13 protein-coding genes are annotated in these 17,200 nt (G+C 26.0%); 9 read left to right on the forward strand and 4 right to left on the reverse strand.

Features of this window, described 5'->3' with window-relative positions; all coding sequences use genetic code 4:
- Positions 1-3: 3 nt before the first annotated feature.
- The 3 genes from EXC60_RS06250 to EXC60_RS06255 form a co-directional block, all read right to left on the reverse strand.
- Positions 4-1,485 (reverse strand): MSC_0624 family F1-like ATPase-associated membrane protein, encoded by a 1,482-nt coding sequence (locus EXC60_RS06250; RefSeq protein WP_024544123.1) that lies wholly within the window; start codon positions 1,483-1,485, stop codon positions 4-6.
- Positions 1,486-1,552: 67 nt separating this feature from the next.
- Positions 1,553-3,793 carry an Ig-specific serine endopeptidase MIP gene (gene mip / locus EXC60_RS01300; protein WP_024544122.1) on the reverse strand — a complete coding sequence of 747 codons (2,241 nt, stop codon included), beginning with the start codon at positions 3,791-3,793 and terminating at the stop codon, positions 1,553-1,555.
- Positions 3,794-3,809: 16 nt separating this feature from the next.
- The gene (locus EXC60_RS06255) at positions 3,810-6,008 is read right to left on the reverse strand and encodes a putative immunoglobulin-blocking virulence protein (RefSeq protein ID WP_024544121.1); all 2,199 of its coding nucleotides are present in this window, start codon (positions 6,006-6,008) and stop codon (positions 3,810-3,812) included.
- A 335-nt stretch (positions 6,009-6,343) separates the two neighbouring features.
- Here EXC60_RS06255 and EXC60_RS06260 point away from each other — a divergent pair, with 335 nt between their 5' ends.
- The 7 genes from EXC60_RS06260 (at position 6,344) to EXC60_RS06275 (ending at position 13,386) form a co-directional block, all read left to right on the forward strand.
- Entirely contained in the window at positions 6,344-6,736 is a 393-nt protein-coding gene (locus EXC60_RS06260; protein WP_024544120.1) for a hypothetical protein, read from the forward strand.
- A 290-nt stretch (positions 6,737-7,026) separates the two neighbouring features.
- A complete protein-coding gene (rplK, locus tag EXC60_RS01315) occupies positions 7,027-7,470 on the forward strand; it encodes a 50S ribosomal protein L11 (RefSeq protein ID WP_024544119.1) in 444 nt (147 codons plus the stop codon).
- On the forward strand, positions 7,470-8,162 hold the full coding sequence (gene rplA, locus EXC60_RS01320) for a 50S ribosomal protein L1 (protein ID WP_024544118.1): 693 nt from the start codon (positions 7,470-7,472) through the stop codon (positions 8,160-8,162). The genes rplK and rplA overlap by 1 nt, the downstream gene beginning before the upstream one ends.
- A gap of 114 nt (positions 8,163-8,276) precedes the next feature.
- Positions 8,277-8,513: a hypothetical protein gene (locus EXC60_RS06265; protein WP_024544117.1), complete on the forward strand. Its 237-nt coding sequence runs from the start codon at positions 8,277-8,279 to the stop codon at positions 8,511-8,513.
- On the forward strand, positions 8,473-8,784 hold the full coding sequence (locus EXC60_RS01330) for a hypothetical protein (protein WP_024544116.1): 312 nt from the start codon (positions 8,473-8,475) through the stop codon (positions 8,782-8,784). The genes EXC60_RS06265 and EXC60_RS01330 overlap by 41 nt, the downstream gene beginning before the upstream one ends.
- Before the next feature lie 737 nt (positions 8,785-9,521).
- Positions 9,522-11,804, forward strand: coding sequence for a lipoprotein 17-related variable surface protein (locus EXC60_RS06270; RefSeq protein ID WP_024544114.1), 2,283 nt, complete (start codon positions 9,522-9,524; stop codon positions 11,802-11,804).
- Positions 11,805-12,018: 214 nt separating this feature from the next.
- On the forward strand, positions 12,019-13,386 hold the full coding sequence (locus tag EXC60_RS06275; protein WP_024544113.1) for an ATP-binding protein: 1,368 nt from the start codon (positions 12,019-12,021) through the stop codon (positions 13,384-13,386).
- Between the two features lie 16 nt (positions 13,387-13,402).
- On the opposite strand, the gene eno is transcribed toward EXC60_RS06275, so the two are convergent.
- On the reverse strand, positions 13,403-14,773 hold the full coding sequence (gene eno / locus EXC60_RS01345) for a phosphopyruvate hydratase (RefSeq protein ID WP_024544112.1): 1,371 nt from the start codon (positions 14,771-14,773) through the stop codon (positions 13,403-13,405).
- Positions 14,774-14,867: 94 nt separating this feature from the next.
- Here eno and EXC60_RS01350 point away from each other — a divergent pair, with 94 nt between their 5' ends.
- Entirely contained in the window at positions 14,868-15,569 is a 702-nt protein-coding gene (locus EXC60_RS01350; protein ID WP_024544111.1) for a hypothetical protein, read from the forward strand.
- A gap of 64 nt (positions 15,570-15,633) precedes the next feature.
- Positions 15,634-17,088, forward strand: coding sequence for a trigger factor (gene tig / locus EXC60_RS01355; protein WP_024544110.1), 1,455 nt, complete (start codon positions 15,634-15,636; stop codon positions 17,086-17,088).
- Positions 17,089-17,200 lie beyond the last annotated feature (112 nt).

The following is a 17,200-nucleotide window of genomic DNA, read 5'->3' on the forward strand; positions in this document are numbered from 1 at the left end:
GTATTATTTTTTAATATTTGCAGTTTCTAAGGCTACATTATTATTAGATTTTAAGTTTGTTAAACGATATAAAGTTTTATTTAATTGAGTAAAATTTGCAGTAAATAAAATTGCAGTAAAAGTTGCTTGTAAAATTAGAAAAATTTGAATCAATGAAACATTTGCTGCAATAACATAAAATGCAAAGTTTTTGTTTTGCAAAAGCAATTGATTTAGCATTGAAATTGTTAATGTAAAAATGTTAAATGTAATATTTAAAATTAAAAGTAGCATTGTTAAAACATCAATATTTTTAGTTTTAATAATATAAATTGCAATCATCGCAAATGAAATAATTGAAATTGTAAAAATGTTAGCTAATGTAATATGACTATTTTGTTTGTATAAACTCACAATCAGTAAAGAAAGTCACAACACAAGTTGATGTAATGAAAAATATAATGTTGATAATAAACTACCATTAATTTTTTGTTTTGCTTTAAATACCAATAAACAATAAGAGCATAAAATCAATGCTGCAAAGAAAATCTCAAATAAAAAGAAATACTCATTTTTGTTTAATGTACCCAAATAATTAGTTGCGGGAATTTTTCAAATAAATGCAGGAATTAAACACAAAATTGCTGCAAAAAAAATAGTTAAAACAATTTGCAAATGGAATGTGAAATATTCTCTTGTAAAACGTTTGTTAATTAAGAAAACTATTTTTTCTAAATTAGTTAAAAGTAATAACAATGCCATATAAATGAAAAACACAATTACAATAAATAAATTTAGAGCAGATTTCGTAGTTAAAGTGCTTTTAATAAAATCATTAAATTTGTTTTGATAAAACAAAATGTTTTTCATTTGTGCTGATGCATTCCATGCAAAAAAGATTGCAAAAATGCTAGCAACTAAAAATCCTTGTGAAACTAAGGGTAAAATCAAATAAATTTTATTTCCATAATTAATAGGATCAGTTTTTGCTTTAAAAAAATGTAGATATAGTCTTTGTGCTATGTTAATCAAATATAAAGGTATAAGCAAAAATAATAAGCAAAAGTTTGCAAATGGATATGCCGAATTATATGTGAAAAGTAAGATAAAGGAAATTAATGACATTGATGAATATAAAGAAAATCAAATGTAATATTTCTTAATTAAATCTTTTTGAATATGTAAATTTAAGTAATTTTTAATTAAACAGTAATACAAAGTAAATAGTAATAATGTTGTCTTAAATAAAATTACTGTGTTAGCTTGTTCAGTTGTTGGATCTTCAAAACTTAAAAAACTACTAATATTACGATTAATAGACTTTCAAATCTTTTCTCCCATAATTGTTTGTTTAGCAAAAATTAAAATCATTAATGTTGCTAACGCAATTAAACCTAAAATAACTAGTTTGTAAATTCTAACAATAAAATTGTTTTTAGAATTTTCCATTAAGTTTTCATAGTTATCATATATTTTTTTATTTTGCAGAGTTTCATTTTTAATCATTAATATCCTTTCTAAACCTAAAAAATGCAAAGAATTATCACATAATCCTTGCATTTTTTAAATTTTATTATTCAGCGTCTTTAACGTAACCTGTAAATTTAAACTCTTCAGGAATTTGGTTATCTCCAACTCCGTTATTAAATAATGCTGTTTGATAATTTTCACCATACAATTCTTTTAATGCTTGACGGTATGAATTTCTTTGGTCAGCACCTCCACCATAGATTAAATCATATTGTGGAAGTTTGTATTGATTATCAAATAAATCTCCATAGTCATAGCCTTCAGACCTAAATGCAGCAGCAAGTCCTGTTTTAGCAATGTTATTTGAAACATGATATACACCAACAAGTTCATTATTTTGGTTTCTAACACTAGAACCAGAAGCACCACCACCAGGAGCATAATGTTTAGGCATATATTCAAGACCAAATGCTATATATTTTTTGCCATCCGAAGATACATATCAATCATTACCAGATTTAGGTGCTGAAATAAATGCATCTAAAACACCAGGCCGGTTAATAAATGAACGATAACCGATTTGATATGACAAGAAATCACCACGTTTTAAAAGTTCTTCAGGAAATGCCGGTTGGCTTCCTTCTTCAGTTACTAATTTATCATAATATTCATAATTTGAATTTAACCATAAACTATAATTTCATTTAGAAGCTGAAATTTGGTGATCATCAATATATCTTCTTAAGAAATGATCATACAATGAGCTTGGATAACCAACTGCATACAATTGATCATACTTTGTATCAAAAGGTTTGTTTTTATCAGATTGTAAGGGAACATCTATCTTATTATAATTTTTCAAATAAGATTCGCTTTTAAACTTAACATGATTTTCGTCACTAGATGCATAATCATTTGTAATTGATTTTGCTAATTCTTCTGCTGAAGATGCATTGTTATGATTTTCTCCAGTTTTAGAAAAAAGTTCAGCAAAATCAATTTCAAAGACTGCAAAATCAATAAATTCTTCAAAATCTTTAAATTTATCTTTTTGTCTTCCTAAATAATCTGATGGTTTTTTAGTTAAAAAGTTACGTCCGTCAAAAACTGTTTTTATTCCTCTATTAGTTGAAAAAGCTTTTTCTATTGCAAAATAAAATCTAGTAAAGTTCTTAGTATCAAGATCTGATAATTTAAATGTTGATTTAATCCCTGCGTTTTTGTTTAATCTAAGCATTGAAAAACTAGATGTCAATTGGGTTAAAACATCAGCAACGTGCAAATTTGTTCCAAAATAAAACTTTGTTGGATATGTTCCATCTGTTTTCTTTTGATAATCCATAAGCCACATTGTACCAGCAGTAACATTCCCTTTTTTAGGATCATCTTTATCATCATTACGAATTGTTACTTGATAAGTTTGAATTGCAGCTTTCTTGTACATATCATTCGGTAATGTACGTGCAAGGCCATCAATTTTGTTTGGATTACTCCTACCTAAAGCATCAACTCATGAAGGACCTTTTGCAGTTTCTGGTTTTTCATCCAATGACATACCTTCATATTTACCATTATTGTCATATGTTGGCAATGTAAACCCTTTTAATGCAGCATTTGCATAATTATCAAAATTATGTTTTTTAGCTAGCTCATTAAATTTTTGCAATTGTGCACTAGTTAATTCCGACAAATCTTTTCTAATTGAGGACAATGATTGGTTATGCAATTGTTGTTTTAATGCACCCATATATTTTTCATTATCTGTTTCAAAACGTTGGGTTTGAGTTAATTTTGTTACATAATCTTTTATTTTATTTTCATTAGGTTTTAGAGAATCAGTTGGATTATGATCGATTTTTCCACTTCGATCAGCACCATATGGATTAGTTAAAAAACCATCCATTTCAATAATTTTGTTAACAGATTGTTTTCCTTTTGCAGAAATTTCAACAACAAATTGCATTTTGCCAGTTTGGTTTGCTTTTCTTCTACCATCAGGCAAATTACCTTTCAACATTTTTAAAGAAATTTTGTTTTGGTAAGCAGAATTTTTAATTGTTAATTGAATATTTTGATCGTTATCAGCAATATCAGTTGGATAAAGTTTAGATTTTTCTAAACTATCTAACCCCGGAACATTTTTAAGCTTAAAATCAAAATCACTTTGATTTATTTTTTTAACAATGTCATTAAATTCTTGATCTGTAATTTCGGTTTGTGGTGTAGGGGTTGGTGTATCAGGTTTTTTTGGATTTCCATTACAGTTTGCAGAAACAAAAGCAATAGGAGTAAAAATTGAACCAATGCTTAATGTTAATAATATGTTTTTAAATTTTTTTTGCATTATTTTCTCCTATTTTCTAAGTAAAGTCTGGATTTCATCCATCATCTTTTTGTACACTATAACCATTACCTTTTAAGGTTGCCATTACACCATCATCTTCAACAACAATTGATCTAGAACTATTTAAACTATCAGCAATTTTAAATAACACTTGTAAGTTTCTAAGCCCTTCTGAAGTTAAAGGTGTCTTTCCTTTAATTTTAACTTTTGAAGTTGTAGAACCATTACTAAAATATAAATATGCTCTTGACATAGGCTCATTTCAAGCAATATTTTTATCAAATCCCGCTTGATTCAATTCATCAGATGAAATTTCAAATGTATCAGAATTATTAAATAAAGTTAATCTCTTAATTTTTCTAGAACCATTTTGAGTCTTAATAATATCAGAGAATTGAAGTCCTTTTAATGATCTAAGTTGAGGAATTCTACTTAAATTTAAACCAGTTGGGTAACTATTTCCTTTTTCATCATGGTCAGGTTTAAGACCTGGGCCAAATCCACCTTGGAAGATAGGTTCATTATTTCTTGTATAATAAGCCATTCTTAAACCTAGATTAATTCTTTTATAAGGATCTACTGCATCATTTGGATCATAATCAATTTCATCAAATGCTAAAGTATCAAATGTAATTCTTGTTGCTTTTTCTTGCCTTAAATTCCAGTTAACATTATAATCAACATTGTTGATTCATTCAGTTTTTCTAAATGATAATGGGTTAAATGATCATTCATCTAAATTACCATTTCCTAATGTGTACATTGCAAGTTCTTTGATATGTTTATTTTCTAAGGCGATTAATGAACTTGTATTTGTAGCACGTGCTGAGAATCAAAGTTCAAGTTGTTTTATTTCATCGGGTAATGATGCTAATATATCTTTGAATTTTTGTGATGAATTATTATCACCCATTCTTAAAATACGATATCCAGTAATTTCAACTTTATCTTTTTTAAGTTGTTCAATAACTTGTTTAGCTTTCAAATAACCTTTTTCATTTGAAGCATCAATCTCTAAAATAGTACCTTCATTTAGTTTGCCTTGTTCTGGATTTTGTCTTTTTAGTTTGTAGACTTTAATACCATCACCAGAATTTATACCATATTTGTTAAATTGATTTGTAACATCAGATTTAGTTCAACCAGGGTAGTTGCCTTCTTCAATATCGATTGGATTTCTACTGTATTCAGAATCATAACCAAATACTCTTTTTTCCATATTGTCTCTTCTAATTCTAGAAGTTACACCATTATAACCAGGTGCAGGACTAAATGCATAAGAGTTAAGTTTTCCATTTTCATCGATATAAGCATTTGAAGGGTCAATTGTCATGCCTTTTCTAAGATTTTCTTCAACCCCAGGACCAGCTTCTGTAAATTTTGAATAGTCTAAGTTTTTTAATAATCATACATATTTTTTGTTTTGACCATATTTATGTACAGGATCACTTGGATCTTGCCATCTTTTTTTGGCATCTTCTTTTAAAAACTTAACAACATTTGGAGAATCTAAAATTCTTTTATAACGGTCTAAAATTGATTGTCAGTTTCATGGTTCCCCATACTTGAAAAAGTTATCAAGTTGTTCATTTGACATTTTTTCGAAATTACTGTCTCACAAATTACTTAAAAATGCTTGATGAACCTTGTTGTTTTGAAGCCCACTTCTTGCAGAATCTATGTTTTTCTTTCTAAGTTCATCTGTAACTTCAACATCAACAATTTCACCAACAATTTGATTTTGATAAGGGTTTATATTTGCAATGTTATTGTCTTTATCATATTGACTATATTGTCTATCAGCTTGAGGTTTAACTTTGGCTTGAACATCAACACCACTAATCTTAATAGTTCTAGTTTCAGTTTTTCCATCATCTTTTGGTTGAGAAGGATTATTTGGTTTTTTCTCTGGTTGCTTATCAGGAGTTATTGGTTTAACAATGTCAGGTTTTGATGGTTCAATTGGCTTTGGGGCTTCATTTTTAGGTAAATCTTTTAGATTTGAGTCACTATTTGAATTATTGCTATTTGAAAAATCCAAATTGTCTTTTGGAATTAAATTAGGTTTTGCTTTTGACGATGATGATATCGAGATAGAATTTTCAGCGCTAGGAAATGAATTGTACAACAAAACACTTCCTAAAGTAGCAGCAGTAATTGATCCTAATGTTGTAAATAACAACACTCTATTTTTCTTTTTGCTTCAAAATTTCATTTCAACCCCCATTGTAAATAAAATAGCAATTCATTCTAATAGCAACAAATGCCTTTTTGCATATAGTCTCTATTAAAATAAAAGAATAATAGCATATAAAAGAATAATAGCATAAATCAAATTTTAAAAAAAAAAAAAAAACGAATTATTTTGCTTTGTACTAAATAATTTAGCACATAAAAGACATTTTTGTCAATTTCGAATAAATTTGTCATATAAAATGCAAATAATGAATGGAAATAAAAGTTAATTTTTAAAGCAAAATGATAGGATTTTGACTTTTCACTTTTAATACCTATATAATTTAAGTAGGTTTATGAACATAGGAGGATTTTATGAGTGAGCAAACACAAAATACACAACAAAATGAAGCAACAAAAAAGCAAATTAAAGATCTAAGTTCTAAAGGCTTTATTTTCTCGGTTATCACTTCAGGATTAATTTTTTTAATAATAGTTATTTCAAGTATATGAGCACCATATGCTGCAATTTGGCCATCTACTGTACAACATATTGCTTATGTTACTTTAATTAGTCTTATTGTTTTAGGTATGATTGGAACTTGAATTGTAACAATCATTTATGTTGTAAAACTTTGAACTTTAGCTGACAAAAACGACAAAGATAATCATACATGATACTTACTTGCATTAATTGGTTGTTTTGTTTTAGTAATATTAACCGCTATTGCATTAGGTATTTTGTTATTTAATAAGAAAAAACAATAATTTTAGTTTGAAAATTGATGTTGCAATGTGCAACATTTTTTTATTTTAGATAGCAAAAATGTTATTTATGATTTTTGTAAAAAATGTCTTGTACATAGTTAATTTTTAAATATTTTACTTTAGAAAATTTTAATCAAAATTGCTCAGCAAATTTTTTTGCTTAATAATTAACTATTAATTTATTAATTTTATGTTACAATAACAAATGCAATATTACATTGCCTCTAGCAAGTGGGAGAATTTAATATTAAATTCATTTGCACCACAGAGATCGAAAGGAACTTATTACAATGGCTAAAGAAATTGTAAAAAAAGCTAAACTGCAATTTATGGCAGGTCAAGCTAAACCTGGTCCTGCACTAGCTGGTGTAGGAATCAATATGCCTGAATTTACTAAGGCATTTAATGATAAAACAAGAGATAGAGGTCAAGAACCTGTTCCTGTTTTAATTACTGTTTATAAAGATAAATCGTTTGATTTTAAATTATTTACAGCACCAACATCATTTAAATTAGTACAAGCTGCAAAAGCTAAAAAAGGAAGTAGTGTTCCAAATAAAGAAGTTGCTGGAACTATCACAATTGCACAACTTAAAGAAGTTGCTGAATACAAACTACCTGATTTAAACACTAAAAACATAGACTCTGCAATGAAACAAATTGCAGGAACCGCAAGACAAATGGGAATTAAAATTGAAGGTTATGATGAATGACTAAGAAAGGAAACTAACTAATGGCTAGAAAACTTTCTAAAAATGTTAAAATTGCAAAGAATTTAACTTCTAAAGTTGACATTCTTCCTTTGCAAGAAGCTATTGATTTAGCTAAAAAAGCATCTTTTGCAAAATTTGATGAATCATTAGATATTGCAATTAATTTAAATCTTGATACAAGAAAATCAGACCAACAATTAAGAGGTGCAGTTGTTTTGCCAAATGGTAATGGTAAAAGTGTTAGAGTTTTAGTTGCAACTGATGATGTTAATGCACAAAAAGCTGCTAAAGCTGCTGGAGCTGATTTAGTTTATTCAGCTGCAGAACTTCCAGAAATATTAAATCAAGATAAATATGAATTTGATGTTATTGTTGCTGACCCTAAAATGATGCTAGTTTTAGGTAAATATGGTAAAAAATTGGGACCTAAAGGTTTAATGCCTAACCCTAAAACTGGAACTGTTACTACAACACCTGCAAAAGCTGTTGAAGAACTTAAAAAAGGTAAAGCAAATTACCGTGCTGACAAAGGTGGAATTATTCACTCATCAATTGGTAAAAAATCAATGGACACTAAAAAATTAACAGAAAATGCTGAAGCTTTAATCCAAGTAATTAAAAGATTAAAACCAACAACCGTTAAGGGAACTTATGTTAAGAACATTACAGTTTCTACTTCTATGGGTCCAAGTGTTAAAGTTAAAATTGATTAATCTTAATAAAACAAAGCATAAAAGATCTAGATGTTAAAAACATTTGGGTCTTTTTTATCTATAATTAATTTACATAAATAGCAAAAATTTAATTTTAAAATTGGGAGAGAAAAAATGAATGATAAGCAATTAAACATAGACTTGTTGTGAGATGAAATTCTTGATGAAAAAACTATTAATAAAATACGTCTTGCAGATATATGAGTTTTTAATGCTTTTTATTTGGACAAAAAACGTTTTATAGACGTCAATGAGCAAAATCTTTCTAAAAGAATGGAAAATAGTAAAAATATCACTATAAAAGGTCATAATGCATATAACGAAAAAAAAAGGATATATTGTTTTAATTAGAAAACTGGACCAATTTCTTATAAAAAATGTTGGAAATTTTAAGAATGATGATATCAATGCAAGATTAAAGAAATATTATGCTACCTTTGATGAAAAATTAGGACTTTGGTTTAAAGACAAAACTTTATATATTGAAATTCCTGAAATTGTTGAAAATATTCAAGAGGCTATTGAAAGATGTTTACAGTATGGCCAGCAATATATTTATGATTTAAGGAATCAGAAATTTGTTTCACTAAAGACATATAAATCAGAAAATGATATAGAATAAATGATGAACTGTGAAATATTAATTGTATTTTCTATACCTATCTTAGTAATTCTGTTATTTTGACTACATTGCCATTAACTATCAATAATTTCAAATATTTTTTAAATAAAAATTTTTGGAATTTAAGATGCAGTAATATAATGAAGAAAGATTTTGAGTTTAATTTTAATTATTCTTTAATTTTACAAAGACCTTTAATTTTGATTAGCTCTAACATATTCTATATTTACACTTGTTTTGGGCTAAAATTCTCAATACCACTTTTTTCGATTTTTTTAATTTACGAAATTTTTGATATTTTATATCTAATAATTTATTGAAATATTTTATTATTGTTTGCAAAAGCAAAACAAGGAAAGATTTATTGTAATTTTATTTATAGAATGATTTTAAATAGTGTCATTAAAAAGACAATGAAAAATAATAATGAATTAATATCAATGCAATATTATCTTCATTTAATTTATTAAGTTTATATGGTTAAATTCAGCATACAAAGAAATTTTTGAAATTAAGAATCAAAATAATATTGAAATTGATCCTCTTTTTTATGATTATTTAGTTTTTAATTATATTTGCAAAGAAAAAAATTTACATTATTCGAAGATTGACAAATATTTAAAAAATCTATATAAAAAATAACATCTAATTTCATCAGTTTTTATACTTCTATTTGTAAAATAAGTATGTTATAATACTTTTATTACGTTTAAAAATTAAATAGGAGACATAAAATTATGAAAAAATCTAAAAGATTGATATTTTCGTTTATACCATTTTCATCAATAGTTGCTATACCTTTAATTGCATCATCGTGCAATGACACAACTAGCAAAGATGAACAAAAAAACATCGATGAAGTTGCTAATAAATTAATAGTTGATTATGAAAATAAAGAACAAACTTTAATTAAAAATATTAAGCAGGAACAAGTTAAATTTAGCAATTTTGATGACACCAAATATGAACCAATAATAAAAAAAGCAGAAGTAATTGGTGATAGCTATCAAGTTACATATTTATTGAAATCAAAAATTAATAATTTGATTAGCAAAGAAGTTGTAAAAACAATTTCTGGATTTAAAAAAGAAGAAAATCCAACCCCTCCTCAGCCTAAACCAGATTTGCAAAAAGAGCTTAATGATTTAGCTGAATCTTTAAAAGCGAAATATGAAGATGATGTAAATAAAACAGATGCTAATGAAGTCGATCTAAATAAAATATCGCTTGTTAAAAAAGATAATAGTGTATTAGAAAGTGATTATCAAATCAAAGATAAAAAATTTGTTAATGAAAATGCAACTAATGATGAAATTTATAATGGTGTCAGAGAATTTACGTTTAAATTAGTAAAAAACGAATTAGAATCAGTCGAAATCAAAACATCTATTTTAGTTCATAAAAGTGCAAAAGCATTACAAGAATTAAGAGAATCTTTAAAATCAAAATGAAAAATAAATAATTCATATACATCAAAAGAAACCTTAGAGAAATTAGCTAATGATTCTACTTTATATCTTGATTATAAAACTGGTGGAATTTATGATAAAGAATATGCAGACAAAACAAAAAGACTACTATTCAAAGCAACATCATGAACCGAAAGTGAATTCGATGCTTTGGTTAGTGATGGTAATTTGGCAAACTATAAAAACGACCGTAATAAAGTAACTTTAAAAAAGAATGGTGACAAGTATTCATTTACATTTAATATTGGACTTCCAGTTCAAAAAAATAAACCTGAAACTTGAAGAATTGATTATCGAACCACACAAACTAATGAAATGCAATTTTCATTGCCAACTATTGAAAAAATCAATGAAATAGGAAATACACTAATATCAACATTTAATTATGAAAACAAATCAGATGTTGAACTAAAAGACATTATTGATGCCAATATTAAATATGGTCAAGTTCCTGCAAATTACAAGGTTAAACTATTAGAAGTTAAAAAAGATTTTGCTAATAATAAGGTTATAGTTAAATATAACGTTGCTTACATTGATGAAGATAATTTTGAAACTCCTTCTAAAGAATTTATTGCTGAAATTAATGGATTTAAGCAAGATGCATTGGACAAAGAATTTGAGAACTTAGCTATTGATTACAATAATAAAGATTCAATATTAGCAAGTAATGCAACAGATTTAAATGAAATAAAATTAACAAAAAATAATGTACCTTATACTCCAGGTGCTGATATAGAATTAACTAAAGAAATTATTTCTCACAACGATAATTTAGGTACTATTGATGTAAAAATAACAATAAAAAAGAATGAAAAATCATTATCACAAACATTTACAATAACTGGATTTAAACAAAAAGCATTTAATCTCGAAGAATTAGTAAATCGTTTAAAGATTGAATTAGACTCACGTGTTAATAAATCAACTTACAAAGCATCAATGGTTAAAGAAGAAGATATCACAATAACAGATCCTGAAAACCAATTACAAACATTAAATGATGCTACTATTGTAAAAACTTTAACTGTGTTTGAAAATGAAGGCAAATTGAAAGTAAAAATCACTGTAAAATATAATGAAAAAGAATTTTCAAAAGAGGCTGAATTTGATGGCTTCTTGCTGCCTGATGAAGTTATAAGACAAGCATTAAGAGACGCTGGTAATGATTTATTTGAAAAATTAGATCAATCTCAAATTGACAAGCTAGAAAGCCTTTGAAACGAATTATCAAGTGGACAAAAAAATAAAGGAATATATTTAAAAGATACTACCTTTGTATATGGAAAAAATAGTAGTCATCAAAAAGGAACACTACAATTTAGATTCAAAAATGAGAAATTCAATCAAAATCAACAATATAGAGATGTGTTGTTTAGAAGTATAGTTAATCATGAATATGGGAATTCATCAAAAAATCGTGCTAAAGCTTTATATATTAAGAAAAATAAAGATGGAAAATTTTATGTTGAATATAGAATTTTTGACAGTAAAAAAGATGGCACGGATGCTAAAAAATATCCAACTGTTTATAAATGAGAAATGCAATAATATGTAAAATATAAATTAAGACTAGTGTATAGTCTTTTTTTATTATGTTTCTATTCTAATTGTACCTACTAATATGTAAAAGTCCTAGGAAAAATTGTAAATTTGTCTTATAAACTCCTAAGAAAAATTGCATTTTTGTTTAAAAAAGTCCTAGTAAAAATGTGGAATAGCATATAATTTAAATATCTAATTAAGCAAAATAAAAGGAGAAAAAATGTATTTAAAAAGAAAAGTGGACATTTTTTTAAAAACTTGAAAAAATAAAAAAAACAAAAATCCATTAATTATTAGAGGTGCAAGACAAATTGGCAAAACTGAATCAATTAAAAATTTTGCAGAAAATAATTATGACAATTATGTATACATAAATTTTGTTGAAATGAAAGAATTTAAGCAAATTGCAGAACATAGTTTAGAACCCGAAAAAGTTGTTAAAGAAATGACATTACTTAATCCTAGCTTTAATTTTAAAGAGAGAACTTTAATAATTTTTGATGAAGTCCAAGACTATATTAATATTATGAGCACTTTAAAATTTTTTAAATTGCAAGATAAATATGACATCATATGTTCTGGTTCTCTTTTAGGTATTGAGTATAGCAAAATTAGTAGTGTTAGTGTTGGTTACACCGAAACTTATGAGATGAATTCAATGGATTTTGAAGAGTTTTTATGAGCAATGAATTATTCAGGGAACACTCTTAATCATTTATCAAATAATTTATTAAGTTTAATTCCATTTACTGAAATTGAATATAAAACTTTTTCAAGCTTATTTTTTGATTATATTTTGCTAGGTGGAATGCCAAACATTGTTAAAACATATTTAATGAATAATAAAAATTTTTCTAATGTCTTAAATATGCAGCGTGAATTAATTGAGAATTATAAAACTGATATTAGCAAATATGCTACAGGATTAGAAAAAACTAAGTTATTAAATGTTTTTAATTTGATCCCAACAATCCTTTCAAAAGAAAACAAAAAATTTTCATTTTCCACTATCAATATAAAAGCTAGATATGAAAATTATATTAGTGTTATTCAATGATTGAAAGATGCTGGAATTATTAATATTTGCTATGCTTTAAAAACTTTAGATTTTCCATTAAAAGGTAATTATGAATTTAACAAGTTTAAGTTATATTACAATGATGTTGGTCTATTAATAGCTTCTCTTGATGATTATGCTTCTAGTGATTTAAGAGTTAATAAAAATATGGGAATTTATAAAGGTGGATTATTTGAAAATATCATAGCTTCTTTACTTTATAAAGATAAATTTGATCTTTTCTATTATATAAATGAAAAATCAACATTAGAAATTGATTTTATCATTAGAAATCAAAAAAATATTATTCCTATAGAAGTTAAATCAAATACTGGCAATGCAAAATCTTTAAAAGAACTTATTAAAAGTAAAAAGTTTGACAAAATAGCTTTTGGAATTAAATTTTCTAATAATAACTTAGGCTTTGCGAATAATATTTTTACAATTCCTTATTTTATGATTTTTAGATTAAGAGATTTTATTGAAAAATTTGATTTTGAGAAATTTTTGCAAGAAAAAGATCAAGAATAAATCTTGATCTTTTCAATTATTTTAGATTTGTGAAAGTTTTATAACCTTCATATTTTGCTTTTGAACCAAGTTCTTGTTCAATTTTTAATAATCTATTATATTTGGCAATTCGGTCGGTTCTTGATAATGAGCCAGTTTTAATTTCGCCAGTATTAAATGCAACTGCTAAATCCGAAATAAATGTATCTTCAGTTTCACCAGAACGATGAGAAATTACTGGAATCATATTAGCATCTTGAGTTAATTTAATTGCTTCAATAGTTTCAGTTAGTGAACCTATTTGATTAATTTTAATTAAAGAGGCATTAATTGCGTTTTTCTTAATCGCTTCTTTAATATAAATTGGGTTTGTCACAATTAAATCATCCCCAACAAGTTGTACTTTATGGCCATATAATTTTTTCATTTTAATAAATCCATCTCAGTCATTTTCGTCATGAGAATCTTCAATTGAAATAATTGGATATTTTTCAATCAAATGACCATAATATGTAACAAATTCATCAGAAGTAAATTCATATTTTAGATTAGCATATTTCTCAAAACCAGGGCGTTTTTCTTCAATAGCTTTTTTAAATTTCTTAAAAATATACATTTTGCATTTATCACAATATAATTCTGAACTTGCTGCATCTAAACAAATAGCAACCGCTTTATCTCCATTTGTTGTAGGATTATAGCCAGCTTCTTTAATTGCCTTAACTAAAAAATCTAATGCTTCTTCATGAGTATGTAAGTTTGGTGCAAATCCACCTTCATCTCCAACTTGAGTTCCATGACCTGCTTCTTTTAATAATTTTGCTAAAGTATGGAATACAAAATTTGCCATTTGCAATGCTTCTTTAAATGTCTTTGCACTTAAAGGCATAATCATAAATTCTTGAAAATCAATTGTATTTGAAGCATGTTCTCCACCATTAATAACATTTAACATTGGAACCGGCATCTTATAAGGCTTTCGATTATCTAATTTTGCTAAATATTCATATAATGGTAAATTCATTTCATTAGCCGCAGCTTTTGCGCATGCTAATGAGATTGCTAAAATAGCATTAGCTCCTAATTTAGACTTTGTTGATGTTCCATCAAGTTTTAACATCAATTTATCAATTTCAAATTGGTTTGAAACTTCTATTCCAATTAATTTAGGTCCAATAATATTATTTACATTATCACATGCAGTTTGAACACCTTTGCCACCATATCAATTTTTTTCATATTTAGTGTTTTTATCTCTAAGTTCTAATGCTTCTTTAGAGCCCGTTGAAGCACCTGAAGGAACTAATGCTTCAGCAAATGTTTTTTCAGTATAAAGTTCAACTTTAACAGTTGGATTTCCTCTACTATCTAAAACTTCATAAGCATTAATTTTTTGAATTTTTGACATTATTTTCTCCTTAAAAAAATAACAAAATATAATCTATAATTATATAGAAAATTATTGCAATAACAAGTTATAAACAACATTGATTGGACAAAAAATGACTAATGAAAAAGAATTTGAACAAGAACTTACAAAAATAATGAAAGTTGCTAATGAAGATGGACTATATGCTTCTTATTTGATTGATGATGCTTTGAAACAATTTCCTTTAAAAGAAGAGCAAGATGCATTAAATGCTTTGCGTCAAGGTATTGCTAATGATTTAAAGAAAAAAAACATTAGTTCAAAGACAAAATTAACAACTTTGCAGTTAATTAATTTTCTAAAAAATAAGGTAGTTGATTATATTTTTATGTTTTGCTACTTGGAACTAAAAAAACGTGAAGATATTGATACATTTGCAAATGAATTTCAACATTTTTTTAATGGAAATAGTTTTGAAAATAAGGGTTATCAAACTTTAATTTATACTTTACTTGAAGAGAATAAAATTGACTTTGATTATAAGATTGAAAACCAAATTATTAATCCTAAAAAGTTAGGTTCATTTACAAATAATCCAAACATTAAGAAAATAGAAAAAGAGTTGCTTAATTTTTATTCAAAAGATATTGCAAAATACAAAACTGCAAGTCAAGTATTTTCTGCATATTTGTTTGAAAATTGGATTAATATTTTACTTAACAAGACAATAAATGAATATGAAACTATAGTTAATGTTACTGAGGTTTTATTAGGAAATAAACCTAAAGATACTTTAACTGAAAAAGAATTGGAAGTATATAAAATTTTTCTATAAAAAAATATAAAATTATATTAACTTTATTTATTACTAAAATGCAAATTATTTTAAGGAGATAATTATGTCAAAAACATTTGATGAAAAAAATTCACTTCTAAAAATTACAACTAAATTCGAAGGAAGTGAATGAACTAAATATATTGAAAAAGCTAGAGTTGAACTTAGAAAAAATGTTGAAATTAAAGGTTTTAGAAAAGGGCATGCACCAGTAGCTGAAGCTGACAAAAGAATTTTTAAAGGTGATATTTTAGATAAAGCACTAAATTTGTCAATTGAAAAAATTTATAAGGATTTAATAAGACCTAACATTGCTGATGCTGACAATGTTTACGATCTAAACCCAAGTTCAATTGATGTTATAAAAATTGATGATAATGGTGTTGAAATTGAATTTGATTTTGTAACCTTACCAGTTGTTAAAACTAACATTGATTACAAAAAAGTTGGAGTTAAACTTGATAAATTAGAACCTTCTGCAAAAGATTTAAAAGAAGTTCAAAATAACCTTGTTGAAAAATATGTTGTTCAAGAAGAAGTTGAAGATACTATTAAAAATTCAGACACTGTAAACTTTGATTTTACAGGTTTTGTTGATGGTGTTGAATTTGAAGGAGGAAAAGCTGAAGGTTTTGATTTAGTTATAGGTTCAAAACAATTCATCGCTGGATTTGAAGATCAAATGATTGGTCTTAAAAAAGGCGAAGAAAAAGATATTAAAGTAAGATTTCCTAAAGACTATCATGCTCAACATTTGGCAAATAAAGAAGCTATTTTTAAAGTTAAAATTAATTTTATAAAACGTCCATCATATCCTAAAATTGATGAAAAATTCTTACAAGAAATTAACTTTGAAGGTATCAAAACATTAAAAGACTTTAATGAATATGTTCGCATTCAAGCATTAAAAGACAAAATTGTTAAAGTACAAAATGAATTCATTGGAAAAGTTATTGATAAAATTAACAAAGATGCAATAATTAATATTCATAAAAAATTAGTTGATGATGAAAAACAACGTATGTACAGTGACTTTTTAAATAAATTAAAAGAACAACAAATTTCTGAAGATGAATATTTTGAACTAACAGGACTTACAAAAGAAAAACTATTAAATTCTTTTGAAGAACCTTCAACTAAAAAAATTAGAGAAGCCGCAATTATGGGAAATATCTTAGAAAAAGAAAATTTATATCCTTCTCAAAAAGAATATGACGTGAAAGTTGCTGAGCTTGCTAAAAATATTAATTTAAAAGAAGATGAAATCAAGCGTTTCTTTTCATTTGGAGCTTTCACAAATGCACAAGCAAATGAAAATGTTATAAACTTTGAAATTAAACACAATGATGCTGAAGGCTATAAAGCATTAGAAGATGCTAAAAAACTTGTCGCTAAATATGATGAAGCTAGAGCAAATGCAAGAAAAGCTGCTCAAGAAAAAGAAGCAAACGTTGAAAAAGCCAAAAAAGAAGAATCTAAACCTCAGCAAGAAATCAAACCAAAAGAAGATAAAAAATAATTTTTGAATAGACCCTAGCGGTCTATTTTTAATTGTCTTGTTATATTTAACAAATAAGTTATAAATAAGTTGCTTTTTCACTTTATTCCTTTAATTTATAAAAATTAATATA

Origin of the sequence: Metamycoplasma salivarium (assembly GCF_900660445.2) — a bacterium.
Taxonomy (GTDB): Bacteria; Bacillota_I; Bacilli_A; order Mycoplasmatales; family Metamycoplasmataceae; genus Metamycoplasma; species Metamycoplasma salivarium.